The organism is Pseudomonas sp. S3_E10 (assembly GCF_054667615.1).
The window spans coordinates 2,829,939-2,853,938 of sequence record NZ_CP162743.1 but is presented as its reverse complement, the minus strand read 5'-3'; the positions used below and the strand labels follow the sequence as shown (position 1 = coordinate 2,853,938).

The 24,000-nt window shown below is 61.1% G+C and carries 21 protein-coding genes; 10 read left to right on the top strand and 11 right to left on the bottom strand.

Going from position 1 to position 24,000, the window contains the following annotated elements; all coding sequences use genetic code 11:
* Positions 1-12: 12 nt before the first annotated feature.
* Both oadA and AB4N98_RS12840 read right to left on the bottom strand, forming a co-directional pair.
* Positions 13-1,821 (bottom strand): sodium-extruding oxaloacetate decarboxylase subunit alpha, encoded by a 1,809-nt coding sequence (gene oadA, locus AB4N98_RS12845; protein ID WP_017528621.1) that lies wholly within the window; start codon positions 1,819-1,821, stop codon positions 13-15.
* Positions 1,822-1,832: 11 nt separating this feature from the next.
* Positions 1,833-3,248, bottom strand: coding sequence for an acetyl-CoA carboxylase biotin carboxylase subunit (locus AB4N98_RS12840; RefSeq protein ID WP_010565910.1), 1,416 nt, complete (start codon positions 3,246-3,248; stop codon positions 1,833-1,835).
* Between the two features lie 195 nt (positions 3,249-3,443).
* Here AB4N98_RS12840 and AB4N98_RS12835 point away from each other — a divergent pair, with 195 nt between their 5' ends.
* A complete protein-coding gene (locus AB4N98_RS12835; protein ID WP_017528623.1) occupies positions 3,444-4,418 on the top strand; it encodes a LysR family transcriptional regulator in 975 nt (324 codons plus the stop codon).
* Here AB4N98_RS12835 and AB4N98_RS12830 read toward each other — a convergent pair.
* From AB4N98_RS12830 to AB4N98_RS12820, 3 genes are all read right to left on the bottom strand, one after another.
* On the bottom strand, positions 4,348-4,545 hold the full coding sequence (locus tag AB4N98_RS12830) for a PA3496 family putative envelope integrity protein (RefSeq protein WP_080598153.1): 198 nt from the start codon (positions 4,543-4,545) through the stop codon (positions 4,348-4,350). The genes AB4N98_RS12835 and AB4N98_RS12830 overlap by 71 nt on opposite strands.
* Before the next feature lie 196 nt (positions 4,546-4,741).
* Entirely contained in the window at positions 4,742-5,608 is an 867-nt protein-coding gene (gene hexR, locus AB4N98_RS12825) for a transcriptional regulator HexR (RefSeq protein ID WP_003177007.1), read from the bottom strand.
* A 162-nt stretch (positions 5,609-5,770) separates the two neighbouring features.
* On the bottom strand, positions 5,771-8,644 hold the full coding sequence (locus AB4N98_RS12820; RefSeq protein ID WP_017528625.1) for an EAL domain-containing protein: 2,874 nt from the start codon (positions 8,642-8,644) through the stop codon (positions 5,771-5,773).
* 277 nt (positions 8,645-8,921) lie between these two features.
* Here AB4N98_RS12820 and uvrD point away from each other — a divergent pair, with 277 nt between their 5' ends.
* The 3 genes from uvrD to AB4N98_RS12805 all read left to right on the top strand — a co-directional run bounded on the left by uvrD (position 8,922) and on the right by AB4N98_RS12805 (position 12,740).
* Positions 8,922-11,105, top strand: a complete 2,184-nt coding sequence (gene uvrD / locus AB4N98_RS12815; protein WP_017528626.1) for a DNA helicase II — start codon at positions 8,922-8,924, stop codon at positions 11,103-11,105.
* Between the two features lie 225 nt (positions 11,106-11,330).
* Positions 11,331-12,200 carry a Tim44 domain-containing protein gene (locus AB4N98_RS12810; protein WP_017528627.1) on the top strand — a complete coding sequence of 290 codons (870 nt, stop codon included), beginning with the start codon at positions 11,331-11,333 and terminating at the stop codon, positions 12,198-12,200.
* A gap of 132 nt (positions 12,201-12,332) precedes the next feature.
* Entirely contained in the window at positions 12,333-12,740 is a 408-nt protein-coding gene (locus tag AB4N98_RS12805; RefSeq protein ID WP_017528628.1) for an SMI1/KNR4 family protein, read from the top strand.
* A 22-nt stretch (positions 12,741-12,762) separates the two neighbouring features.
* Here the strand turns inward: AB4N98_RS12805 and AB4N98_RS12800 are convergent, their stop codons facing one another.
* Positions 12,763-14,526 (bottom strand): cation:proton antiporter, encoded by a 1,764-nt coding sequence (locus AB4N98_RS12800; RefSeq protein WP_017528629.1) that lies wholly within the window; start codon positions 14,524-14,526, stop codon positions 12,763-12,765.
* 289 nt (positions 14,527-14,815) lie between these two features.
* Here AB4N98_RS12800 and AB4N98_RS12795 point away from each other — a divergent pair, with 289 nt between their 5' ends.
* Positions 14,816-15,301 carry an acyl-CoA thioesterase gene (locus AB4N98_RS12795; RefSeq protein WP_017528630.1) on the top strand — a complete coding sequence of 162 codons (486 nt, stop codon included), beginning with the start codon at positions 14,816-14,818 and terminating at the stop codon, positions 15,299-15,301.
* Between the two features lie 131 nt (positions 15,302-15,432).
* Here AB4N98_RS12795 and pdxY read toward each other — a convergent pair whose 3' ends face one another.
* Entirely contained in the window at positions 15,433-16,305 is an 873-nt protein-coding gene (gene pdxY / locus AB4N98_RS12790) for a pyridoxal kinase PdxY (RefSeq protein ID WP_065879229.1), read from the bottom strand.
* A 116-nt stretch (positions 16,306-16,421) separates the two neighbouring features.
* Between pdxY and AB4N98_RS12785 the strand changes: the two genes are divergently transcribed.
* The gene (locus AB4N98_RS12785) at positions 16,422-16,817 is read left to right on the top strand and encodes a DUF3301 domain-containing protein (protein ID WP_017528632.1); all 396 of its coding nucleotides are present in this window, start codon (positions 16,422-16,424) and stop codon (positions 16,815-16,817) included.
* Here AB4N98_RS12785 and AB4N98_RS12780 read toward each other — a convergent pair.
* From AB4N98_RS12780 to zigA, 3 genes are read right to left on the bottom strand one after another with little or no spacing between them, the layout of a single operon-like run.
* Complete coding sequence (locus AB4N98_RS12780) at positions 16,811-17,773, bottom strand: CobW family GTP-binding protein (RefSeq protein WP_017528633.1); 963 nt, start codon at positions 17,771-17,773, stop codon at positions 16,811-16,813. The genes AB4N98_RS12785 and AB4N98_RS12780 overlap by 7 nt on opposite strands.
* A 44-nt stretch (positions 17,774-17,817) precedes the next feature.
* Positions 17,818-18,462, bottom strand: coding sequence for a DUF1826 domain-containing protein (locus AB4N98_RS12775; protein WP_065879228.1), 645 nt, complete (start codon positions 18,460-18,462; stop codon positions 17,818-17,820).
* The gene (gene zigA / locus AB4N98_RS12770) at positions 18,462-19,667 is read right to left on the bottom strand and encodes a zinc metallochaperone GTPase ZigA (protein ID WP_017528635.1); all 1,206 of its coding nucleotides are present in this window, start codon (positions 19,665-19,667) and stop codon (positions 18,462-18,464) included. The genes AB4N98_RS12775 and zigA overlap by 1 nt, the downstream gene beginning before the upstream one ends.
* Positions 19,668-19,870: 203 nt before the next feature.
* Here zigA and AB4N98_RS12765 point away from each other — a divergent pair, with 203 nt between their 5' ends.
* Positions 19,871-20,239, top strand: coding sequence for a hypothetical protein (locus tag AB4N98_RS12765; RefSeq protein ID WP_017528636.1), 369 nt, complete (start codon positions 19,871-19,873; stop codon positions 20,237-20,239).
* On the opposite strand, the gene AB4N98_RS12760 is transcribed toward AB4N98_RS12765, so the two are convergent.
* Positions 20,236-21,438: an N-acetylmuramoyl-L-alanine amidase gene (locus tag AB4N98_RS12760; protein ID WP_017528637.1), complete on the bottom strand. Its 1,203-nt coding sequence runs from the start codon at positions 21,436-21,438 to the stop codon at positions 20,236-20,238. The genes AB4N98_RS12765 and AB4N98_RS12760 overlap by 4 nt on opposite strands.
* A gap of 129 nt (positions 21,439-21,567) precedes the next feature.
* On the opposite strand from AB4N98_RS12760, the gene folE2 reads away from it, so the two are divergent.
* From folE2 to AB4N98_RS12745, 3 genes are read left to right on the top strand one after another with little or no spacing between them, the layout of a single operon-like run.
* Positions 21,568-22,458: a GTP cyclohydrolase FolE2 gene (folE2, locus tag AB4N98_RS12755; protein ID WP_460149493.1), complete on the top strand. Its 891-nt coding sequence runs from the start codon at positions 21,568-21,570 to the stop codon at positions 22,456-22,458.
* The gene (locus tag AB4N98_RS12750; RefSeq protein ID WP_065879227.1) at positions 22,455-23,123 is read left to right on the top strand and encodes a metal ABC transporter ATP-binding protein; all 669 of its coding nucleotides are present in this window, start codon (positions 22,455-22,457) and stop codon (positions 23,121-23,123) included. Before folE2 ends, AB4N98_RS12750 begins: the two co-directional genes overlap by 4 nt.
* Positions 23,123-23,989, top strand: coding sequence for a metal ABC transporter permease (locus tag AB4N98_RS12745; RefSeq protein WP_017528640.1), 867 nt, complete (start codon positions 23,123-23,125; stop codon positions 23,987-23,989). The genes AB4N98_RS12750 and AB4N98_RS12745 overlap by 1 nt, the downstream gene beginning before the upstream one ends.
* The last annotated feature ends 11 nt before the right edge of the window (positions 23,990-24,000 follow it).

The window sequence follows — 24,000 nt, the reverse complement described above, 5'->3', positions numbered from 1 at the left end:
AAGGCTGGGTAATCAGCCTTCGATTTCGATCAGGATTTCGCCAGGGTTGACCCGGTCGCCCTTGGCCACGTGCACAGCGACCACCTTGCCGGCAATCGAGGCCTGGACTTCGGTTTCCATCTTCATGGCTTCGGTAATCAGCACAGCCTGGCCGGCCTTGACCACGTCGCCTTCCTTGACCAGCACGTCGACGATATTGCCCGGCATCGCGGTGCTCACATGGCCCGGCTCGGTGGCCTGCTTGCGCTTGCTACCGCCGCCGCCGACAAACTCGTTGAGTGGCTCGAACACCACTTCTTCCGGCATGCCGTCGATGGACAGATAGAAGTGACGCTTGCCTTCGGCTTTCACGCCGACACCGGTGATATCCACGCGGTAGCTTTCGCCGTGCACGTCGATCACGAACTCGGTCGGCACACCCTCGCCGCCGGCGCGCGCCACACCGCCCGCTTCCGGGATAGGCAGCAGCACTTCCGGCGCCAGGGTGCCGGCGTCACGCTCTTCGAGGAATTTGCGCCCGATGTCCGGGAACATGGCGTAGGTCAGCACGTCTTCTTCAGACTTGGCCAACGCGCCGATTTCGCCGCGCAGCTTGGTCATTTCCGGCTTGAGCAGGTCAGCAGGGCGTACATCGATCACGTCTTCGCTGCCGATGGCCTGGCGACGCAGTTTTTCGTTCACAGTGCCCGGCGCCTTGCCGTAGCCGCCTTGCAAGTAGAGCTTCACTTCGTTGGTGATGGTCTTGTAGCGCTCGCCGGCCAGCACGTTGAAAAACGCCTGGGTGCCGACGATCTGCGAGGTTGGGGTGACCAGCGGCGGGAAGCCGAGGTCTTCACGCACGCGCGGAATTTCAGCCAGCACTTCGCTCATGCGGTTGAGCGCGCCCTGCTCCTTGAGCTGGTTGGCCAGGTTGGAAATCATCCCGCCCGGTACCTGGTTGACTTGCACGCGGGTGTCGACCGCGGTGAATTCGCTTTCGAACTGGTGGTACTTCTTGCGCACGGCGTAGAAGTACAGGCCGATCTCTTGCAGCAGTTCCAGGTCCAGGCCAGTGTCGAACTCGCTGCCTTTGAGGGCGGCGACCATCGACTCGGTACCGGGGTGGCTGGTGCCCCAGGCGAAGCTGGAGATAGCGGTGTCGATATGGTCGGCACCGTTTTCGATGGCCTTGAGTTGGCACATCGCGGCCAGGCCGGCGGTGTCGTGGGAGTGAATAAAGATCGGCAGGTTCTGCTCGGCTTTCAGCGCCTTGACCAGCTCACCGGTGGCGTACGGGGTCAGCAGGCCGGCCATGTCCTTGATCGCGATCGAGTCGCAACCCATGGATTCCAGTTGCTTGGCCTGGGCCACGAAGGCCTCGACGGTGTGCACCGGGCTGGTGGTGTAGGCGATGGTGCCCTGGGCATGTTTGCCCGCTGCCTTCACCGCTTCGATAGCCACGCGCAGGTTACGCACATCGTTCATGGCGTCGAAGATGCGGAACACATCGATGCCGTTCACGGCGGCCTTGGCGACGAAGGCTTTGACCACGTCGTCGCTGTAATGGCGGTAGCCCAACAGGTTCTGGCCGCGCAGCAGCATTTGCAGGCGAGTATTGGGCAACGCGGCGCGCAATTGGCGCAGGCGCTCCCATGGGTCTTCTTTCAAAAAGCGCACGCAGGCGTCGAAGGTCGCGCCACCCCAGACTTCCAGGGACCAGTAGCCGACTTTGTCGAGCTTGTCGCAGATCGGCAGCATGTCATCGGTGCGCATGCGGGTGGCCAGCAACGATTGGTGAGCGTCGCGCAGGATGGTGTCGGTGACAAAAATCTTCTTGCTCATTCTTATAGTCCTCACAGGCCTGCGTGGGCGGCGATGGCGGCGGCGATGGCCAGGGCCAGCTCTTCGGGTTTGCGCTTGATCGAGTAGTTGGTCAGCTCAGGGTGGCTTTCCACAAAGCTTGTATTGAACTGGCCGCTACGGAATTCCGGGTTGCGCAGGATTTCCTGGTAGTAGGCGGCGGTGGTCTTCACGCCTTGCAGGCGCATGTCGTCCAGGGCACGTAGGCCACGGTCCATGGCCTCTTCCCAGGTCAACGCCCACACCACCAGTTTCAGGCACATGGAGTCATAGAACGGTGGGATGGTGTAGCCGGTGTAGATCGCCGTGTCGGTACGCACGCCGGGGCCGCCGGGCGCGTAATAACGGGTAATTTTGCCGAAGCTGGGCAGGAAGTTGTTCTTCGGGTCTTCGGCGTTGATACGGAACTGCAACGCAAAACCACGGTGCTGGATGTCTTCCTGTTTCACCGACAGCGGCAGGCCGGAAGCGATGCGGATCTGCTCGCGGACGATGTCGATCCCGGTGATTTCTTCGGTGATGGTGTGTTCCACCTGCACCCGGGTGTTCATCTCCATGAAGTACACCTCGCCCTCGGCGAGCAGGAACTCCACGGTGCCGGCGTTCTCGTAGCCCACGGCCTTGGCGGCGCGCACCGACAGGTCGCCGATGTAGGCGCGCTGTTCCGGGGTCAGCTGCGGGCTGGGGGCGATTTCGATGAGCTTCTGGTTGCGGCGCTGAATCGAACAATCGCGTTCGAACAGGTGCACCACGTTGCCAAAGCTGTCACCGAGAATCTGCGCCTCGATGTGCTTGGGATTGACGATGCATTTTTCCAGGAACACTTCCGCCGAACCGAAGGCCTTGGTGGCTTCGGAAATCACGCGAGGGAAGGCTTGCTCGAGTTCTTCGCGGCTGTTGCACCGGCGAATACCGCGACCGCCGCCACCGGAGGTCGCCTTGAGCATCACCGGGTAACCGATACGGTCGCCCTCGGTGAGAGCCTCGGCGATGTCGGCGACGTTGCCTTCGGTGCCTGGGGTCACCGGTACACCGGCCTTGATCATGCTGCGACGGGCTTCGGTCTTGTCGCCCATGCGGCGGATCACTTCAGCGGCCGGGCCGATGAATTTGATCCCGCGTTCGGCGCAGATGTCCGCCAGCTCGGCGTTTTCCGACAGGAAACCGTAGCCGGGGTGCAACGCATCACAACCGGTTTCCACGGCCAGGTTCACCAGCTTGCGCGGGTTCAGGTAGCCGGCCAACGGCTCGGCACCAATGCTGTGGGCTTCGTCGGCACGTTTGACGTGCAACGCGTGGCGGTCGGCATCGGAATACACCGCGACCGAGCGAATGCCCATCTCGGCGCAAGCACGCACGATTCGTACGGCAATCTCACCACGGTTGGCGATCAGGATCTTTTTTATCACTTGGAAATTCCCTTGAGCCAATTGCTGCGTTCTTCGACCCGCTGAAGCCGGGTCGGCGCGTGACCAAATGTTTCATGACAGTCGCGAGACACACACTAAGCCCCAGCAGGGATTAACAAAAATCAATAATTATTGGGCTGTGTATAAGTAAAGACTTATAGTTGGCCGAATGGGCCGGGAGAGAGGATTCAAATAATGCGTAAGTCATTGATGCGCATGACATTGCGTCAATTGCAGATCTTCAATGAAGTGTGCGATTTGCGCTCCTACAGCCGGGCGGCCGAGGAAATGTCCCTGACACAACCCGCCGTGAGCCTGCAGATTCGCCAGCTGGAAGAGCTGATCGGCCAGCCGCTGTTCGATTACGTCGGCAAAAAACTCTACATGACTGAGGCCGCCGAAGCCTTGCAGCGAGCCAGCCGCGATATTTTCGGGCGCCTGGAAAACCTCGATATGCAGCTCTCGGACATGCAGGGCTCGCTGCAAGGCCAGTTGAAACTGGCCATTGAATCCAGCGCCAAGTACTTCGTGCCGCACCTATTTGCCGCCTTCAAGCGCCAACATCCGGAGGTGCAGTTGCAACTGACGGTGGTGAACCGCGCCCAGGTGATTCGCAGGCTTTCCGACAACCGAGATGATCTGGTGATTATGTCCATGGTGCCCCAGGACATGGGCCTGGAGTTCCTGCCATTTCTCAACAACCCCATCGTCGCCGTGGCGCCACTCGATCATCCCTTGAGCCTGCAAGGCCCGCTGCGCCTGCAGGACCTGGAGCCCTACACCCTGCTCATCCGCGAACCGGGCTCCGGCACGCGGCTGGCGTGCGAGGAGTATTTCAAGGAAAAACGTGTGCACTTCACCCAGACGGTGGAAGTGGCCTCGGCCGAGGCGCAGCGCGAATGCGTATGCGCCGGCCTGGGCGTGGCGTTGTTGACACGCCACGCGGTCAACATGGAATTGGCCACCGGCGGGCTCAAGGAGCTGCCGGTGGAAGAGCTGCCGCTGTACCGCAGTTGGTGCCTGGTGCAGGCCAAGGCCAAGCGTCTGTCACCGGTGGCCCATGCGTTCCTGGGCTTTATCCGCAGCGAACGCGTGCAGATCAGCGCGTTGGCTGAGCGCTTCGCTGGGCAGCCGCGGGTGCCTGCCAGTGCAGTTCCGGATAGTCACTGATGCTTTGGAGCAATTGGCGCTGATCGCAGCGGTCTTCGATTGCGCGACGGAACGCCATGCGGCGCTGGTCTTCCTGCTGACGACGGGTTTTGACGCAGCTGTTGCTGTCTTCGTAGGGCCGGGCCATTTGGAGTCTCCCAATGCGATTACGGGAGTTCAGGATGGCCTGGGGGGGATGACGCGGCGATGACAGCCTGATGAAGATTCTGGGCACGCTGGAGAACCCAGTGTGGGAGGGGGCTTGCTCCCGATTACGGTGTGCCAGTATCGGGTAGTCGACTGATCCACCGCTATCGGGAGCAAGCCCCCACATTTTGACCGTATCAGTCGTCCAGGGCTTTGACCGATTTTGGCGACAACCGCAGGCTGCGCAAACTGCGCTTCACGCTCTTGAGGTGGTTGACCAGGCTCGGCCCGCGCGCCATGGCCACGCCCATCGCCAGCACGTCGATCACCACCAGATGGGCGATTCGCGAGGTCAACGGCGTGTAGATCTCAGTGTCTTCGTGCACATCGATCGCCAGGTTGACCGTGGACAGTTCCGCCAGCGGCGTCTGGCTCGGGCACAAGGTGATCAGCGACGCGCCGCTTTCGCGCACCAGGTTGGCGGTGATCAGCAGGTCTTTGGAGCGGCCCGACTGGGAAATGCAGATGGCCACGTCGGTGGGCTTGAGCGTCACCGCCGACATGGCCTGCATATGTGGGTCGCTGTAAGCCGCCGCCGTGAGCAGCAGGCGGAAGAATTTGTGCTGCGCATCCGCCGCCACCGCGCCGGAGGCACCAAACCCATAGAACTCGACGCGCTGGGCCTGGGACATGGCCGTCACAGCCTTTTGCAACTCCACCGGATCGAGCTTCTCGCGCACTTCCATCAGGGTGTGCAAGGTGGTGTCGAAAATTTTCAGGCTGTAATCGGCGACGGAATCATCTTCGTGAATCGCAAACTGGCCGAAGCTGGCGCCGGCGGCCAGGCTCTGGGCCAGTTTGAGTTTGAGGTCCTGGAAACCGGAGCAGCCGATGGCGCGACAAAAGCGCACGATGGTCGGCTCGCTGATGCCCACGCTGTGAGCCAGGTCGGCCATGGAACTGTGCATCACAGCCGCGGGGTCAAGCAGCACGTGATCGGCAACCTTGAGCTCCGATTTGCGTAACAGGTGGCGCGACTGGGCGATATGTTGCAACAGGTTCAAAGGGCAGGACTCTTGTTATTGGCAGGGCCAGGGGATGTAGCAAGCTTGTAGTTATACTACAAGAATTGCCGTTTTGCCCGTGCGACGCATCACTAAATCGCCCTGCTGCCCTCTGATTCAAAGGGCAGGCGCTTTGTAGCCACAAAGGCGGCCGTGGCACCACTAGGGAAAATCTGCATTTTTACGTAACAAATCCGCCAACCCATCCGCCTGCATCGGCCGGCTGATCAGGTAGCCCTGCACTTCGTCACAGCGCTCCACCCGCAGGAAATCCAACTGCTGCAGATCCTCCACACCTTCAGCCACGACCTTGAGCGCCAAACCGTGGGCCATGGCAATAATCGCCCGGGTGATGGCCGCGTCTTCGCGCCCCTGCCCCAACCCACGAATAAAGGTCTGGTCGATCTTCACGTAGTCCACGGGAATGCGCTTGAGGTAGCTGAGGGACGAATAGCCGGTGCCGAAATCATCGATGGCCAGCTTTACCCCCAGGTCGCGCAATTGCTGGAAGGTCGCGATGATATGTTCGACGCTGTCGAGCAATTGGCTTTCGGTCAGTTCAAGTTCGAGGTACTGCGGGTCCAGGCCGGTTTCTTCCAGCACTTGGCGCACCAGGCTGACCAGCTTGCCCTGGCGCAATTGATGCACCGACAGGTTCACCGACACCCGAATGGGCGCCAAGCCCTGGCGCTGCCATTCACAGGCCTGCCAGCAGGCCTCCCGCAGCACGAATTCGCCCAGCGGTACGATCAGGCCGGTTTCTTCGGCCAGGCCGATAAAGTCTGCCGGCGGCACCATGCCCCACTGCGGATGCTCCCACCGGATCAGCGCTTCGGCCGCATTGAGTTTGCCGGTGGCCAGGCACAGTTTCGGCTGGTAGAACACCGCCAACTGACGCTCGTCGATAGCCTTGCGCAGGTGGTTTTCCAGCTGCAGTCGCTCCAGGGTGCTGGCTTGCAAACTGTCGGTGTAGAACTGGAAATTATTGCCGCCAAGGTGCTTGGCGTGTTGCATGGCCATGTTCGATTGGCTGACCAGCGCGGAAATTTCCCGTGCGTTATCCGGCAACAGACTTACGCCCATTGAAGCGCTGACCACCAATTCATGCCCCTCCACGGTGACCGGCACCCGCAGCTTGGCCAGCAGGCGCGTGGCCACCCGCGCCAGACTCGACAGGTTGCCATAGGCGTCGAACAGTACGGCGAATTCATCAGCGGACAAGCGCGCAATGGTGTCCGCCTCCGGCAAGGCATTGATCAAGCGGCGGGCCATTTTTTGCAGCAATTGGTCGGCCACTTCATGGCCCAGGCTGTCGTTGAGCAATTTGAAACGATCGAGGTTGATATGCAGCAGCGCCAGGCTGCGCCCGCCCAGCCGGACGCGCTGGTGAGCCTCGCGCAGCCGTTCGCGGAACAGCGAGCGGTTGGCCAGGCCGGTCAATTCGTCGTAGTGGGTGAGGTAGCGCATGCGCTCCTCGGATTCGCGCCGCGCCGACAGATCAGCGAAAAAGCCCACTATATGGCTGACGTTTCCGCGAAAATCGCGCACCACATTCAACTGAAGCCACTGTGGGTACAGCTCGCCGTTCTTGCGTGTTTCCACCAACTCGCCCTGCCACGTGCCATGGCTGAGCAACGCTTGGCGGATCACCGGAAAATGGCGCCGGGCGTCGCGACTGCTGGGCAGTTCCACCACGTTGCGTCCCAGCATGTCGTCGATTTCAAAGCCGGTGACGCGACTGAAGGCCTGGTTGACCGCGATCAGCGCGTAATCCGGGTCAAGTATTACGATGCCTTCACTGGCGGCCTCGAATACCGTCGACGCCAACCGCTGCTGTTCTTCCAGCGCTTTACCCGCGCTGATGTCACGGCGGGTGCCAAGCATGCGGATCACACGCCCGCTCGGCGCGCGCTCCACGGCGCGCCCGCGATCTTCGATCCATACCCAGTGCCCGTCGCCATGGCGCACGCGGTATTCCACCAGGTAATCCTCGGTACGCCCCTTGAGGTGCTCCACCAACGCGCGCTTGAGCAGCGGCAAGTCGTCGGGGTGCAGGCGCGGCTTGAGGTGGCCGAGCATGGCGGTGACGTATTCCGGCTCCAGGCCGAACAGCTCTTTGAGTTGAGTGTGGTGGACTTCGTCGGTTTGCAGGTTCCAGTCCCACAGCCCGAGTTCGCTGGCTTGCAGGGCCATGGCCAGGCGCGCTTCGCTTTTATTCAGGGCCAGGCTGGCGGCGTCCAGCTCTTGGCTGCGTTGCGCAACACGGTCCTGCAAGCCGATTTGTGCATTGCGCAGCTCTTGCTCGACCTGACGGCGCTGCTCGACCTCACGCACCAGGTCCTGATTCAACTGCTCGCTACGCTGTTGCGCCTGTTGCAGGTTTTCAATCAGCGCCTGGTTCTGGAAACGCCGTAACAGTTCACGCTGGATCAGGCGGTTGACCTGCCAGGCCACCAGGTTCAGCGACACCAACAGGATCAGGCCAAGCACGCCCCAGCCTTGTTGCTGCGGGTCGCCATTCCATAACAGGTAGACAATGGACGGCACCAGGCACGGCACGGCAAAGGACAGAAAGGCCGGCAGGCTCACCGCGTAGGCCACACTGGCCGACAACGTCGCCGCGCCGATCAGGCCGAACACCCAGGCTTGCTGCATGAAGCTGTTCACCGGGGCCAGGGCTATCGCGGCGGTGGCCAGGGTCAGCCCGCTGACCGCCGAGCCGAGCATGAACATACGCCGCCAGACCGGCTGGGCCTGGCGGCTGGGCATGGCTGAATCGAAGGCCGCCACCTGAATGACGCGCATCGCCACCAAGGCCAGCAGCCACACCAGCCAGATGCTGTCCAACACGTATTGCTGGGGGGTCCAGAGCAGCCAGGCGCAGACCAGGCCGTTTACCAGCATTAATAAGGTGGGCAGCAGCGAGCCTTGATACAGCAGGCGTGTACGCTCGACCGCCATCTCAGTGGCGTAGTGTTTACGAATAACCTGCGCGGGCGCCATGGAGGGGCCGTGCAGGTCGGTGTTAAGGGTCATAGGCAGTGTTCTTATAATGGTGAGCCCGAACGTCGACGGAGCATACACAAGCAAGTGCCCGGGCCAAACTGCTCCACATCATAAAAACTACCCGGTCACACCGCGCAAAGCTTGGGGCCAGACCGCTTGAGCGAGACCCGGCGCGGGCTGCGTCCCTTGACCGACCGGTCATCACCCGAAGCAGAATGTCGACCGGCACAGAGCGCGCCGGATATTTTGCGCCTACCACCCGGCATTGGGATTTGCCCGACACCCCCCGGCACCCTAGAATGCGCCGATGCGCGATGATCTCTCTCTTTTGCTGAACTCCCTCAACGATGCCCAACGCCAGGCCGTAGCGGCCCCCGTTGGCCGTCAGTTGGTCCTGGCCGGTGCTGGCTCCGGTAAAACCCGAGTGCTGGTGCACCGTATCGCCTGGTTGATCCAGGTCGAGAACGCGTCCCCGCATTCCATCCTGTCGGTAACCTTCACCAACAAGGCCGCCGCCGAGATGCGCCACCGCATCGAGCAGTTGATGGGCATCAGCCCGGCCGGCATGTGGGTGGGCACCTTCCACGGCCTGGCGCACCGCCTGTTGCGGGCGCATTGGCAGGAAGCAGGCCTGGCCCAGACGTTCCAGATCCTTGACAGCGATGACCAGCAACGCCTGGTCAAGCGGGTGATCCGTGAGCTGGGGCTGGATGAACAGCGCTGGCCGGCGCGCCAGGCGCAGTGGTTTATCAACGGCCAGAAGGACGAGGGCCTGCGCCCGCAACATATCCAGGCCAGCGGCGACCTGTTCCTGGCCACCATGCGCAGCATTTATGAAGCCTACGAGGCTGCCTGCGTACGCGCCGGTGTGATCGACTTCTCCGAACTGCTGTTGCGCGCCCTCGACCTGTGGCGCGACAACCCCGGTTTGCTGGCCCATTACCAGAAGCGCTTCCGCCACATTCTGGTGGACGAATTCCAGGACACCAACGCCGTGCAGTACGCCTGGTTGCGCCTGCTGGCCAAGGGCGGCGACAGCCTGATGGTGGTGGGTGACGACGACCAGTCGATTTACGGCTGGCGTGGCGCGAAAATCGAGAACATCTACCAGTACTCCGAAGACTTCCCGGACGCGGTGACCATCCGCCTGGAGCAGAACTACCGTTCAACCGCCGGTATCCTCAAGGCCGCCAACGCCTTGATCGCCAACAACACCGGGCGCCTGGGCAAAGAGCTGTGGACCGACGGCGGCGAAGGCGAAGCGATCAACCTCTACGCCGCGTTCAACGAGCACGACGAGGCGCGCTATGTGGTGGAAACCATTGAAAGCGCGCTGAAGACCGGCCTCGCGCGCAGCGATATCGCCATTTTGTACCGTTCCAACGCCCAATCGCGGGTGTTGGAAGAAGCCTTGCTGCGCGAGCGCATCCCCTACCGCATCTATGGCGGTCAGCGCTTCTTCGAGCGTGCCGAAATCAAGAACGCCATGGCCTACCTGCGCTTGCTGGAAGGCCGCGGCAACGATGCGGCACTGGAGCGGGTCATCAACATCCCCGCGCGCGGCATCGGTGAGAAAACCGTTGAAGCGATCCGCGACCACGCGCGCCATGCCGATGTGTCGATGTGGGAAGCGATGCGCCTGCTGATCGCCAACAAAGGCCTGACCGGCCGTGCCGCCGGGGCGCTGGGTGTGTTTGTCGAGTTGATCGAGAACCTCGCCGCCAAATGTGCGGACATGCCGCTGCACTTGATGACCCAGACGGTGATTGAGCAATCCGGGCTGATTGCCTACCACGAAGCGGAAAAAGGCGAAAAAGGCCAGGCCCGGGTAGAAAACCTTGAGGAACTGGTCAGCGCCGCGCGCGCGTTCGAAAACACCGAGGAAGACGAAGAGCTGACCCCGCTTGCGGCGTTCCTGGGCCACGCGTCGCTGGAAGCCGGTGATACCCAGGCCGATGAGCATGAAGACAGCATCCAGCTGATGACCTTGCACAGCGCCAAGGGCCTGGAGTTTCCGTATGTGTTCCTGGTGGGCATGGAAGAAGGCCTGTTCCCGCACAAGATGAGCCTGGAAGAGCCCGGCCGCCTTGAGGAGGAACGTCGCCTTGCCTACGTTGGCATCACCCGCGCAATGCAGAACCTGGTGATGACCTACGCCGAAACCCGACGCCTTTACGGCAGCGAGACCTACAACAAGGTTTCGCGTTTCGTACGTGAAGTGCCTAAAGGCCTGATCCAGGAAGTGCGCCTCTCCAACAGCGTCAGCCGCCCGTTCGGCGGGGGCCAGCAGCAGCACTCCAGCCACCTGTTCGCCGGTTCCGAGATTCCGCAAACCCCGTTCAGCCTCGGCCAGCAGGTCAAGCATTCGGTGTTTGGCGAGGGCGTGATCCTTAACTTCGAAGGTGCCGGCGCCCAGGCTCGCGTGCAGGTGAACTTCGCCGAAGGCAGCAAGTGGCTGATGATGGGTTACGCCAAACTTGAGGCTGTCTGACCTGTGGTGAGGGTGCACGCTCGCTCGCCATCATGAAACACTGCGTAACATGAAGATTATCGGCCCACCCTTGTTTTAGAGCAGCGTGGGCCTATATCTGTAATTAGTCCTACAGACCCTTCGGATTTGGTCTTACGCAAAAGCCCGAAACATTATGTCGCTAGCCACTGTCATTACACCTGTGCAACATGGCGCGCGTGCAATCCACAAATGGGAATTCCCTTTATGAAACGTTTTCTTAGCATCGCCATGGCGTTGTGCATCGGCCTGACGATGAGCCTTGACGCCAACGCCAAACGCTTCGGTGGCGGCAAAAGCTCGGGCGCGGCACCGACTCACCAGACCAGCCAAATGGCTCCATCCACCGCTGCCGGCGGTGCTGCCGCTACCGCAGGCGCAGCCGGTGCTGCTGGCGCCGCGGCCAAGGCCGGCGGGGCTTCGCGCTGGTTGGGCCCTCTGGCCGGTATCGCAGCCGGTGGCCTGCTCGCGTCCATGTTCATGGGCGGCGGCTTCCAGGGTATGCAAATCTTCGACATCCTGATCATGGCCGTCATTGCCTTCCTGGTCTTCCGCTTTATCGCCGCCCGTCGTCGCAAGCAGCAGGAGCACATGGCTCCAGCCGGCGCGCCGATGCAGCGTGAAGTGTTCGAGCAAAAACCGGCCATGGGTTCGATCTTCGGTGGTTCGTCAGCGCCTGCCGCAGCCCGCCCGGTGATCAACGCACCGGCCTGGTTCAACGAAGAGCGTTTCGTCGAAGCGGCCCGCAGCCACTTCCAGTCCCTGCAGCAGCACTGGGACGCCAACGAAATGGACAAGATCTCCGAGTTCGTGACTCCACAACTGCTGGAGTTCCTCAAGCGCGAACGCGCCGACCTGGGCGACGGCTTCCAGTCGACCTACATCGACGACCTGCGCGTACAGCTGGAAGGCGTGGATGATCGCGCCGACAAGACTATCGCCACCCTGACCTTCAGCGGCGTGTCGAAGACTTCGCGCTTCGACCAGGGCGAAGTGTTCAGCGAGAGCTGGAATATGGAACGCGCCCAAGGCGACAACCAGCCATGGCTGGTCGCAGGTATCCGCCAGAACGGCTGATGCGTCGCTTGAGCAAGTGCTGACAAAACCCCGGACCTGTTCCGGGGTTTTCTATTTCACGGTTGCACTTATAGCGAGCTACTGTATAAAACGCCCCTATTAACCGCGCCATCTAGCAAGAGGATCCCGGCCGTGGAAGAAATCATCGAACAACTGCGTGAAGCCAACGAACCGGTCCCGGTTCCCCTGGAGCTACCTGACGAAGATCAACTGGTAGAAATCGAAGAACAGCTGTTCATCGATATCCCGTTTGTCTTCCGCGAATTCCTGCTGACCGTCAGTGACGTGGTCTACGGCAGCCTGGAGCCGGTGACCATCACCGACCCGCAATCCCACACCTACCTGCCGGATGTGGCCGCCAATGCCTGGGATGCCGGCGTTGATCGCAGCATGATCCCGATCTGCCAGGACGGCGACGACTACTACTGCGTAGAAGAAGACGGCACCGTGGTGTTGTGGTCCGGCGAGGAAGAACTCGTTACCGAAGAAACCTGGGAATCGGTGTGGCACTGGGCGCGGGACGTCTGGCTGGAAAGCTGATAACGGCCCCCATCCGCTCCCATTAGTGCTCCGGCGTGTCCTTGTGGTTATCCAATGTTTCCAACAAGGCGACCTGCATCCGCGTATGCACGCGGATGAACCAGCGCCAGAGCACGGCCGCTACTGCTGCCGCGACCACCGTAATCAGCATCAGTAACTTGTTGGTCGGCAGAATACTGGCCGACAAGGCCGCCAATAGCAGGAAGATCACCAGCAACGACAAAATGGGGATCAGCTCCGCGATCACTCGGCGCACACGCTGGGTATGCCGCCCGGCCATTTCCGGCTTCACGCTCAACTCCGCCAGTAACATCGACAGAGCCTTGAGCTTGCGGTACGCGGCGATCAAAAACGGCAGCGACAACAGCAATGCCCCACCCCAGATCAATGCCTTCTGCCAGCTTGGATCGCTGATCCAGCCCTGCAGATAGCCGCCGATACGCGCCGCGAAAAAGCTGCCGGTGAAGAAGATCGCAATCACCAGCGCCAAGTTGACCCCCACCTGCAGGATGATCTTGCGGATCATCGACGCCAGCATTGCGCCCTCGCCTTGCGGCTGAATACTGCGCAGCCATTCGCCATACAGGCCGAACACCCGGCTCATTCGCTGGGGCATCACGGCGGCAATCTTCAATGACAACGGGTCGGCACCGCGAATCAGGTACGGTGTGAGCAGCGTCGTAATCGCCGAAACCGCGACCGCCACCGGATATAGAAAATCGCTGGTGACCTGCAAGGTCATCCCCAGCGCGGCGATGATGAAAGAAAATTCGCCAATCTGCGACAGCCCCATGCCTACGCGCAGTGAGGTGCGCCCGTCATTGCCGGCGATAAACGCCCCCAGGCCGCAGGACAGCATCTTGCCCAACACCACGGCCACGGTGATGACCGCGATTGGCCAGGCGTATTGCAGCAGGATCTGCGGGTCGATCATCAAGCCGATCGCCACAAAAAAGATGGCACTGAACATGTCGCGAACCGGCTCGATCAGGCGCTCGATCTTAATCAACTGACGGGACTCGGCCATGATCGCGCCGATCAGGAACGCCCCCAGCACCATGCTGTATTCCAGCTTGACCACCAGCAGGCAAAAACCGAAGCACAGGCCCAGTACAGTGATCAGCAGCATCTCGTTGCTGTCGAACTTGGCCACATAGGCCAGCAAACGTGGCACCAGCAAAATACCGATGACCAGGGCAACGATCATGAACAGCGACAGCTTGCCGACGGTGGAGAACACCTCGCCGGAACTCACCGTACCGCTGACGGCGATGCTCGACAGCAAGGCGATGATGCCGATGCCCAGGATGTCCTCGACGATCAGCACGCCGAAAATCAGTTGGGCGAAGCGCTGGTTTTTCATCTTCAGGTCATTGAGTGCCTTGACGATGATGGTGGTCGAAGAGATTGCCAGGATGGCGCCCAGGAACAGCGAGTCCATGGTGTTCCAGTCGAACCACTGGCCGATCTCGTAACCGATCCAGATCATCAGAATGATTTCCAGGAAGGCTGCGATAAATGCCGTGGCACCCACCTTGAACAACTTGCGCAGGCTGAACTCCAGGCCCAGGCAGAACATCAGGAAGATCACCCCCAACTCGGCCAGGGTCTTGATGGTGTCTTCGTCGTGGATCAGGCCGAACGGCGGGGTATGGGGGCCAATGATGAAGCCCGCGACGATGTAACCCAGCACCACCGGCTGCTTGAGACGGTGAAACAGGACGGTGACCACCCCTGCCACCAGCATGATCACGGCCAAGTCCTGGATAAAGCTGATGGCGTGCATGGCGAGGGCTCCTTGCTGGTACTGGCGCTTTTGCCAAGTCCACCCGCGCATGAACAGTCGCAAAGAGCGGAAGGAAAAGTCTGCCTTGATCGTAAGAAATACCCTGCGATGGGCTTTTGAAGGTTAACACCGCGACTTCTACCGAAAAGCCGGTGCAATATATGGAAACAGATCGGCCCAGGCGTGACGGCAAGCCGCCCACTGGCGTCCCGTAAGGGATGGCGCCGCAAAGATTCCAGCATCCGCAGAGGTGCGCCCCCAACCAATGCCTACAACCCGTGAGTGTGCTATGGAACCCGGAAACGCCCAGCTGTCGATGACGGTATTGATGACCCCTGATATGGCCAACTTCTCAGGCAATGTCCACGGCGGCACCTTGCTCAAGTACCTCGACGAAGTGGCCTACGCCTGCGCGAGCCGTTATGCCGGTCGTTATGTAGTGACGTTGTCGGTGGACCAGGTGATTTTTCGCGAGCCTATCCACGTCGGCGAGCTGGTGACGTTCCTGGCATCGGTCAACTACACCGGCAATACCTCGATGGAAGTGGGTATCAAGGTGGTGACCGAGAACATCCGCGAGCGCTCGGTACGCCATACCAACAGCTGTTTTTTCACCATGGTCGCCGTGGACGACCAGCGCAAACCGGCCGCCGTGCCGCCGCTGCAACCCCAGCACAGCGAAGACAAGCGCCGGTTCGTACAGGCCCAACAGCGTCGGCAGATCCGCCAGGAGCTGGAAAAGCGCTACCAGGAAATCAAGGCAGACGCGCTGTAAGGCTCAATCTGTAAACCGCATCAAAATGTGGGAGGGGGCTTGCTCCCGATTGCTGAGTGTCAGTCACTGCATCTGGTGTCTGACCCATCGCTATCGGGAGCAAGCCGCCTCCCACATTGGTTTCTGTGTACTTACAGGCCGATCGGCGTGGCTTCAAAACGAACGCGCGGATGGGCGATGCGATCCTGGGCCCGCACCAGTTCCAGCTCGTAACTGGCGCAGGCCTGGGTTTCCAGCAGCACTTCGTGCACGGCCGCGGCGGTGAACTCAAAAGCGGCCAGCAGGCTGTCGCCCAGTAACACCCGCGCCAGGAACAGCCCCGAGGTCAGGTCGCCCACCCCCACCGGCTGGCGCGCAAATGCCAGCAGCGGCCGACGCAGGTGCCAACTGCCATCGGCGGTCACCAGCAGCATCTCAAAGCCATCCGGCAGCTTGCCGGGGTAATCCAAGTGCTTGACCAGTACCGCCTTGGGCCCGCGCGCCAGCAGCGCCTTGGCCATGGCCAGGCAATCGAACAGCGACTGCGGCTTGCGCCCGGCAAAGCTGTCCAGTTCCAGCTGGTTGGGGCATAGGAAGTCGGCCATGGCAGCCGCTTCGTCGAGTAGGAAGTCACTGACTTCCTGGGGCACGATGCAGCCTTTTTCCGGATGGCCCATCACCGGGTCACACAGGTACAGGGCCCTGGGGTTGATGGCTTTGATCCGTGCCACACCCGTGAGAATCGCCCGCCCCTGGTCTGCGCTGCCCAGGTAGCCCGATAGCACCGCATCACAGTTACCCAGTTCACCAATGGCGGCAATGCCTTCCACCAGCGCGGGAATTTGCTGCGGTGCCAGCACTTCGCCCGCCCACTGGCCATACTGGGTGTGGTTGGAGAACTGCACCGTGTTCAGCGGCCAGACGTTCACCCCGATCCGCTGCATGGGGAACACGGCGGCGCTGTTTCCGGCATGGCCAAAAACCACATGAGACTGGATCGCAAGCAGATGAGGTGTGCGTTTCATGCAGGATATTCCGTAAAACCATTGAAATTCTGGCCGCGCAGTATGCGACTAAACGCAGCCTGTACGACAGACCGACGACACAGTTAAGCTGCGCTCACTTTGTTGGAGTTTTTCACATGCTGACCCTGGGAAACATCTTCGTGTTGATGCTGCTGGCAACCGGCGCCGCCTGGGTGTGGCATAACCACGGTTTGCGCGAGCGAGCGCTGGCGCGGGTCAAGCAACATTGCAGCAAGCTCGATATCGAGTTGCTCGACGGCGCGGTGGCGCTCAAGCGCATTGGCTTTGTGAAGGACGCCAACGGTCGGCGGCGCCTGGCGCGCGTCTATAACTTTGAGTTCACCGTCACGGGCGAGTCCCGTCACAGTGGCACTATCACTCAATTCGGCGCCCACAGCGCGCAGATCGAGCTGGCGCCCTACCCGTTCGAAGCCAAGGAAGCGCTGCCCAGCGCCGAAGTGATCGAGCTGAGCCAGTGGCGTCAGGATCACGCCACCAAGAACCGTCAGTAACGGCAGGCGACCAGCGCGGCCTGCAACGCCACCACATCCTGTGGCGCATTGAAGATCAGTTCGATACGTGAATCGCGACGCCACTCGCTGGGCTGCCAGGCGAGCGAGCGGTTATCCACAGCGTTGGCGCAGAGCCACACGCCACGGCTGTGGATAACCAGCTTGGCGCGGCACCACGCAAGGGTCTTGAGCCACGACGTTATACGCTGCGGATCGAATGACTGGCTTGGGTGCCAGCGCCAGCCAATACTCCAGCCTCCTTCCTGAGCCTGGCTCAAACAAATCGGCAACGCGGGATCGCTCCACACGGCCGGCATCTGCGCCAGACCGATGGGCACGTCAAGGTTATCCACAGCGGCGCCCGCTTTCACATCCAGGCCTGGGAGCCGGGCCAACGGCAGCTGCGCCTGGCGGGTCCAGTAATGTGGGCGATCGGGTAACTGCCGTTCGATCGCCTGGCGCTGCGCGGCATCCAGCGCTTCATCCTTGTTCAATACCAGCAACCCGGCGCTTTCCAGCGCCTGCTGCTGTGCCGGCGGCAAGGGTTTGCCCGCCGCCAGCGCTTGGGCATCCAACACCAGCACACACGGCTGAATCGCTAGCACTTTCTGCCAAGGCGCTTGGCGTAATTGCTTGAGCAATTGCGCGGGATGGCCCAGGCCCGACGGTTCGATAAACAGCCGATCCGGCTTGGCCTTACGCAACAGGCGGCCCAGACCTACCTGGAACGGTGCACCATTCACACAGCACAGGCAGCCACCCGCGACTTCACCCATGGCGATGCCGTCGTCGTCCTGCGTCAGCAGTGCGGCGTCCAGGCCAATTTGGCCGAACTCGTTGATCAGCACCGCCCAGCGCTCGTTGGCCGGGCGCTGGGCCAGCAAGTGCTTGATCAGGCTGGTCTTGCCGGCGCCCAAGGGCCCGGCAATCACATGGGTGGGAATATTCTGCAGCATCAGGGACATCATTCAGATCGTGTAGAGCGTTTGATCCTACGCGGTTACGCCAACCAATCCAGCGTCAGAATCAATCGGCGCTCATCGGCTTTCAAGGCGGGCGAGCGGTGGATCAGGCCGTGGTTTTCGTTGCCGTGCCATTTGGTGCCCTTGAGCAGGGCCACTTCACCACACTGGATCTGCTCGATGCGCTCACTGGGTTCGGCGTCCGGTTGGCTGAGCGTGCGGCGGTCCATGACGCCTTCACGCAACCATTGGCTGCCGATGCCGGCATAGGTGGTGATCAGCCGCACCGGCACATGGTCGACATGAAAGCGCGGGCACATGGCTTTATCCAGCAAGCGCAGGCGCACGCCGATACGTTTGGCACCGAGCAGACAGGCAAAGGCACTGACCAGCCAGGCAACATCGGCGATGAACCCTTCGTAACCTTCAAGATCGCGGCAGCTGGACGCTAAACCCTGCAAGTTCGGCGCGGCGTCCTCGCTAATGAGTTCGATAACCATCGAATCGGCCAACGGCTCGTTAAGTGCCACCAGCAAGGCGCCGAATTCGGCGATATGCAGCGGCAACTGGCGCTGCCACAACGCCAGGTTTACGCCGTCTTCGAGGATGTCTGACAGCGCCAGTGGGCTGTCACCGCGGGTCTGTCGCACCACCGGGCGCAAGGGGAAAACGGGCGCAAGCATCAGGCTGCCTCTTCATACCAGGGGCCAAATGGGTCAGCCAACAGGCGCCAACCTTCAACACCCTGGGCCATTTCTTCATCGGTGAGCAAGCAGGCGTCCAACTCCTCGCGCATGTGGGCAAAATCAATGTTCTGTCCGATAAACACCAGTTCCTGGCGGCAGTCGCCAGTGCTCAGTTGCCAATTGCCCATGATCGCCGCGACGCTTTCTTCATCCTGCGGCCATTGGCTTTTCGGCACGAAACGCCACCAACGTCCCGCAAACCCATGACGCATCAGGCCACCGGCCTGGGACCAACTGCCAGCATCCTGATGCTTGCTGGCCAACCAGAAAAAACCCTTGGAGCGCAACAACTTACCGTTGACCCAGGGGCGGTCGATAAAGTCGAAGAAGCGTTGCGGGTGGAAGGGTCGACGGGCGCGATAGGCGGTGGAGGCAATACCGTATTCCTCGGTTTCCGGCACATGTTCACCGCGCAATTGCTGCAACCAACCCGGCGCTTGCGCGGCGCGCTCGAAGTCGAAGCGGCCGGTGTTGAGGATCTTGTTCAGTGGCACTTCGCCCATGACCATCGGGATGATTTCCGCCTGGGCATTGAGGCGTTCGAGAATCGCCATCAACTCTTCGCGCTCGTGGCTGCTGATCAAGTCGATCTTGCTGATCAGGATGACGTCGGCGAATTCGATCTGCTCGATCAACAGATCAGTGATGGAGCGCTCATCCTCTTCGCCCAGGGTTTCGCCCCGTGACGCCAGGCTTTCGGCGGCCTGGTAGTCGAGCAGGAAATGCAGGCCGTCGACCACGGTGACCATGGTGTCCAGGCGGGCGATATCGGCCAGGCTTTGCTCGTTTTCATCGCGAAAGGTGAAGGTTTCGGCCACCGGCAAGGGTTCGGAAATGCCGGTGGATTCGATCAATAAGTAATCGAATCGACCTTCCTTGGCGAGTTTTCCGACCTCTTCGAGTAAGTCTTCGCGCAAGGTGCAGCAGATGCAGCCGTTGCTCATTTCCACCAGTTTTTCTTCCGAACGATTGAGCGTGACGTCGCGCTGCACCTCGCTGCCGTCGATGTTGATTTCGCTCATGTCGTTGACGATCACCGCCACGCGCAGGTTTTCGCGGTTGCGCAAAATATAGTTGAGCAGCGTGCTTTTACCGGCGCCGAGAAAGCCGGACAACACGGTAACGGGGAGACGATTGGGCATCAGGTGGTCCTCATCAGGGTTGGCCGGTCAAACCGCCCGTTTATGGCGTTCGCGCAGCTCTTCACGTTCTTTGGCTTTGATAAACGGTTCACGGGTCAGGCTGGCCTTTAATGTTATAGTATAACAACACAAATAAGCCAATCCGCTTGCTCCTTACGACGAAGGGCGCAATGCTTGAACGCTTCCCTACCCCGAGAAACACTATGAAACGCCTGTTGTGCGTCGTATTACTGACAGCAGCCTGGCCTGTCTGCGCTCAAGTGCCGAGCCCGCTGGCCAACTGCACGCGCAGCGCCAACCTGCTCGCCTGTGTAGACCCGCAAGGCAATGCCTACAGCGTGGCGACGGTGGGTACCACCACGTATTTGCGCGGTGTTGAGGTGATCGGCAAACGCTACTGGGCCCAGACCAACAGCCGCTATGGCCAGCTGACGTTCTTTACCGGGTTGGCATCGGATGGCGAGGCGTGGGTGGGTTATACCCGGCGTGTGGGCTGGACCACGATCAACCGGTTTTCCAGCTCGGGCGGGGCCAGCGCCAAATTCACCTGCAGCCGCATCACCGGCTGTTAGACCTGACTGTTCTTCTGCTCCTGAACCCAGGCCATATAGCTGTTCATCGGCGGATTCTTCTGGAAGTAGTTTTTCAGGCCGTCGAACAAGCCATCCGCCACCGCCTGTTGGTGACGTGCGGTAACCAGTCGCTGGGCGTCCTGGGCATTGGAAATAAAACCGGTCTCCACCAGGATCGACGGCACATCCGGCGACTTGAGCACCGCAAACCCGGCCTGCTCCACGCGTTTCTGGTGCAGGCTGGTGATGTTTTGCAGGCTACCCAACACTGAACTGCCCAATTGCAGGCTGGAGGCAATGGTGGCGTTCATCGACATGTCGAGAATCACCCCGGCCAACATCGGGTCCTTGTCTTTGAGATTGAGCAACGTGGTAGCCCCCAGCAAATCCGCGCCGTTTTCACGTTGTGCCATGAAGCGTGCGGTGGCCGACGTTGCGCCGCCTTCGGACAATGCATACACCGACGCCCCCGAGGCCGTAAGCCGTGGCGCCGCATCGGCGTGCACCGAGATGAACATGTCGGCCTTGTGCTGGCGCGCAATGTCCACGCGTTTGCGCAGCGGCACGAAGAAATCATCGTTGCGCACCAGTTTCACGTCAAAACCCTTCTCGCGTTTCAAGCGTTTGGCCAGCAATTGGGCGATGGACAGCACCACGTCTTTTTCACGCTGGCCCTTGGAGCCGACGGCGCCCGGGTCTTTACCGCCGTGCCCGGGGTCGACCACCACAATGATGTCGCGCTTGGGGTGGGCTTTCTCCACCAATGGGCTGGGTGCAGACGCAATCTGACGCGGCGCCTGGGTGGCGCTGGTGAGGTCGAGCACCAGGCGGTGCCCCTGCCCGTCCTGAGGTGGCAATACAAAGCTGTTGAGCTGCATCGGCGCGGCCAGGTCGAGCACGATGCGCGTGTCCGCCGTGCCGAAATGCCCCGATCGGATCGAAGTGATGCCGCTGTTTTTCAGTTCCAGTTGAGAAAAATCGCCACTGAGGCCTGCACCGCTCAGATCGATGATCAGTCGTTCCGGTGCGGTCAAGGAGAAGGTCTTGTAGTGCACCGGGCCACTGAGGTCGAACACCAACCGCAGCCTGTCGTCCGAGCGCCACAAACGAGCGTTGCGAATCTGCGTGGCGTGGGCTGCGAACGGCAAAGCAAACAAAGGGCTGACCAGGAGCAGATTAAGAAGCTGACGTCTGTGCATGACAAATACCGCAAATATAAGGAGCGTCCGTACTCGACATGACCGAAAAAGAGCCGGGGCAGAAAATTCATCGTCGACTCTATTGTTATACTATAACATGTCGAATTATTTCCAACGATGGACCTGCTTATGAATGCGCTGACTCTGCCGGATATCGCCGGGCAGGCTTTACGCCAAGCCTTGCCACTCGACTGGGTGGGCATGTGCGGCGTTGCCCTGCCAATCCTGATCGACGGTCAGCGCCTGACCGCCACCGCCGACGCGGGCGTCAGCCTGGACGATGGCAGCGCCCGTGGCATTCATATGTCACGCCTGTACCTGGCGCTGGAGATGCTCGACGAGCAACCCCTCACACCGGCACTTCTGCGCAATGTACTGCAGCGCTTTCTCGACAGTCATGAAGATTTATCTAAGAACGCCTACCTGCGTCTCCATACCCATTTGCTATTGAAGCGGCCTGCGCTGGTGAGCCCTTTGGCAGGCTGGAAGCGCTACCCGGTGAGCATCGAAGCGCGCCTGGAAAACCAGATGTTCCACGTGGAACAAAAAATTGACGTGACGTATTCCTCGACGTGCCCCTGCTCCGCTGCGCTTGCCAGGCAACTGATTCAACAACAATTTCTCGACGACTTCGCCAACACGCCGTTGCAGCATGAAGACGTCCTCACGTGGCTTGGCAGCGCCAACGGTATCGTCGCCACACCCCACAGCCAGCGCAGCAGCGCGCAATTGCATGTGTACCTGCAAGGCGAGCACCTGGCCCTGACCGACCTGATCAACGACGCCGAAGCCGCCCTCGGCACTGCCGTACAAACCGCAGTGAAACGTGCGGACGAACAAGCCTTCGCCCTGACCAACGGGCAGAACCTGATGTTCTGCGAAGACGCCGCCCGCCGTCTGAACCTCGCCTTGAAGCGCTCGGATGCGGTCAAAGCCTTCCACCTCAAAGTGGTCCACGCCGAAAGCCTGCACGCGCACGATGCCGTGGCTGAAAGCCGCTGGACGAGAGACCCTGCATGATCACCTGCACCGCTTTACGCTGGGGCGCCCCCGGCCAACCGCTTACACCCGCTGTGGATTTCACCCTGCAACAAGGCAGCCTCACCGGCGTGATCGGCCCCAATGGCTGTGGCAAAAGCAGCCTGCTCAAAGTCATCGCCGGCCTGCAAAAGCCATTGGCGGGTAAAGTCGCCGTGAATGTTCCACGCCGTGGTGGCTTGGCGTTCCTGCCCCAGCAACAACACCTCGACCGTCAGTTTCCGATCAGCCTGCAAGAGTTGGTTGCCGCAGGCTTCTGGGGCACCCAACTCGCCCCGCCGCAACGCCGCGAACGCCTGGAGGCGGTGCTGGAAGACTGGTGCCTCGGCGGCCTGGAACAGCGCCCGTTGATGGCCTTGTCCGGCGGGCAGTTGCAACGCGCCCTGCTCGCCCGCATGAGCCTGGCAGATTCGCCGGTGTTGCTGCTGGATGAGCCCCATGCCGCCCTCGACGAGGACGGCCAGGCGCTGTGCTGGAAACACATTCACGCCTGGCATGACCAAGGCCGCACGCTGGTCATCGTCTGCCACGACCTGGCATCCGTGCGCCAACACACCCACCAAGTGCTGCAAATCAAAAACACGGGCTGCATATTCGGCGCCAGTAAAGAACTGATCCGCCCACAGCCCCAGATGCAGGTGGCCTGATGCACTTCGCCGCCCACCTGTGGATGCCCTTCGCCGACTTCGTCTTTATGCGCCGCGCCCTGATCGGCGGGCTGGTGCTGGCATGCAGCACCGCGCCGCTGGGCGTATTCCTCATCCTGCGGCGCATGAGCCTGATCGGTGACGCTGTGGCCCACGGCATCCTGCCCGGCGCCGCCCTGGGCTTCTGGTTCGCCGGGCTCAGCCTGCCCGCGCTGACCATCGGCGGCCTCGGCGCCGGCCTGAGCATGGCTGGGCTGTCGGCGTGGATCACCCGTCGCACCGGCCTGCGCGAGGACGCCAGCCTCGCCGCCATCTATCCCATCTCCCTCGCCGCCGGCGTGCTCATCCTTGGCATCGCCGGCAAACGCCTGGACCTTCTGCACCTGCTGTTCGGCTCGGCCCTGGCGGTGGATGAAACCACCCTCACCGGCATGCTCTGGGTCTCGGGGTTCAGCCTGATCGCCATGGGGCTGATCTACAAACCGCTGTTGCTGGACACCCTCGACCCGCTGTTCCTGCAAACCGTCAGCCGCCTGGGCCCGCTGGCCCACGGGCTGTTTCTGACGCTGGTGGTGCTGAACCTGGTGATCGGCTTCCAGGCCATCGGCGCATTGATGGTGGTGGGTTTGATGATGTTGCCGGCCATCGCTTCACGTTTCTGGAGCCGGCGCCTGCCGGTGTTGATCGCCGTATCGGCGGTGCTGGGATGCCTGTCGGTGTGGCTTGGCTTGTTGCTCTCGTTTTACTACTCACTGCCCAGCGGCCCGGCGATTGTGCTGGTGGCCGGCGGTGGGTACCTGCTGTCCGTGGTCTTCGGGCCGGTGCACGGTTTGCTGCGCCGCCCGCCCTTGCTGTCATCCCAATGAGGTGTTTCCCG

What these genes read in the sequence shown, in the direction of transcription:
- oadA (WP_017528621.1), bottom strand. Translation starts at nt 1,821, where the DNA reads ATGAGCAAGAAGATTTTTGTCACCGACACCATCCTGCGCGACGCTCAC.
- AB4N98_RS12835 (WP_017528623.1), top strand. Translation starts at nt 3,444, where the DNA reads ATGCGTAAGTCATTGATGCGCATGACATTGCGTCAATTGCAGATCTTC.
- AB4N98_RS12830 (WP_080598153.1), bottom strand. Translation starts at nt 4,545, where the DNA reads ATGGCCCGGCCCTACGAAGACAGCAACAGCTGCGTCAAAACCCGTCGT.
- AB4N98_RS12820 (WP_017528625.1), bottom strand. Translation starts at nt 8,644, where the DNA reads ATGACCCTTAACACCGACCTGCACGGCCCCTCCATGGCGCCCGCGCAG.
- uvrD (WP_017528626.1), top strand. Translation starts at nt 8,922, where the DNA reads ATGCGCGATGATCTCTCTCTTTTGCTGAACTCCCTCAACGATGCCCAA.
- AB4N98_RS12810 (WP_017528627.1), top strand. Translation starts at nt 11,331, where the DNA reads ATGAAACGTTTTCTTAGCATCGCCATGGCGTTGTGCATCGGCCTGACG.
- AB4N98_RS12800 (WP_017528629.1), bottom strand. Translation starts at nt 14,526, where the DNA reads ATGCACGCCATCAGCTTTATCCAGGACTTGGCCGTGATCATGCTGGTG.
- AB4N98_RS12795 (WP_017528630.1), top strand. Translation starts at nt 14,816, where the DNA reads ATGGAACCCGGAAACGCCCAGCTGTCGATGACGGTATTGATGACCCCT.
- pdxY (WP_065879229.1), bottom strand. Translation starts at nt 16,305, where the DNA reads ATGAAACGCACACCTCATCTGCTTGCGATCCAGTCTCATGTGGTTTTT.
- AB4N98_RS12785 (WP_017528632.1), top strand. Translation starts at nt 16,422, where the DNA reads ATGCTGACCCTGGGAAACATCTTCGTGTTGATGCTGCTGGCAACCGGC.
- AB4N98_RS12780 (WP_017528633.1), bottom strand. Translation starts at nt 17,773, where the DNA reads ATGCTGCAGAATATTCCCACCCATGTGATTGCCGGGCCCTTGGGCGCC.
- AB4N98_RS12775 (WP_065879228.1), bottom strand. Translation starts at nt 18,462, where the DNA reads ATGCTTGCGCCCGTTTTCCCCTTGCGCCCGGTGGTGCGACAGACCCGC.
- zigA (WP_017528635.1), bottom strand. Translation starts at nt 19,667, where the DNA reads ATGCCCAATCGTCTCCCCGTTACCGTGTTGTCCGGCTTTCTCGGCGCC.
- AB4N98_RS12765 (WP_017528636.1), top strand. Translation starts at nt 19,871, where the DNA reads ATGAAACGCCTGTTGTGCGTCGTATTACTGACAGCAGCCTGGCCTGTC.
- AB4N98_RS12760 (WP_017528637.1), bottom strand. Translation starts at nt 21,438, where the DNA reads ATGCACAGACGTCAGCTTCTTAATCTGCTCCTGGTCAGCCCTTTGTTT.
- folE2 (WP_460149493.1), top strand. Translation starts at nt 21,568, where the DNA reads ATGAATGCGCTGACTCTGCCGGATATCGCCGGGCAGGCTTTACGCCAA.
- AB4N98_RS12750 (WP_065879227.1), top strand. Translation starts at nt 22,455, where the DNA reads ATGATCACCTGCACCGCTTTACGCTGGGGCGCCCCCGGCCAACCGCTT.
- AB4N98_RS12745 (WP_017528640.1), top strand. Translation starts at nt 23,123, where the DNA reads ATGCACTTCGCCGCCCACCTGTGGATGCCCTTCGCCGACTTCGTCTTT.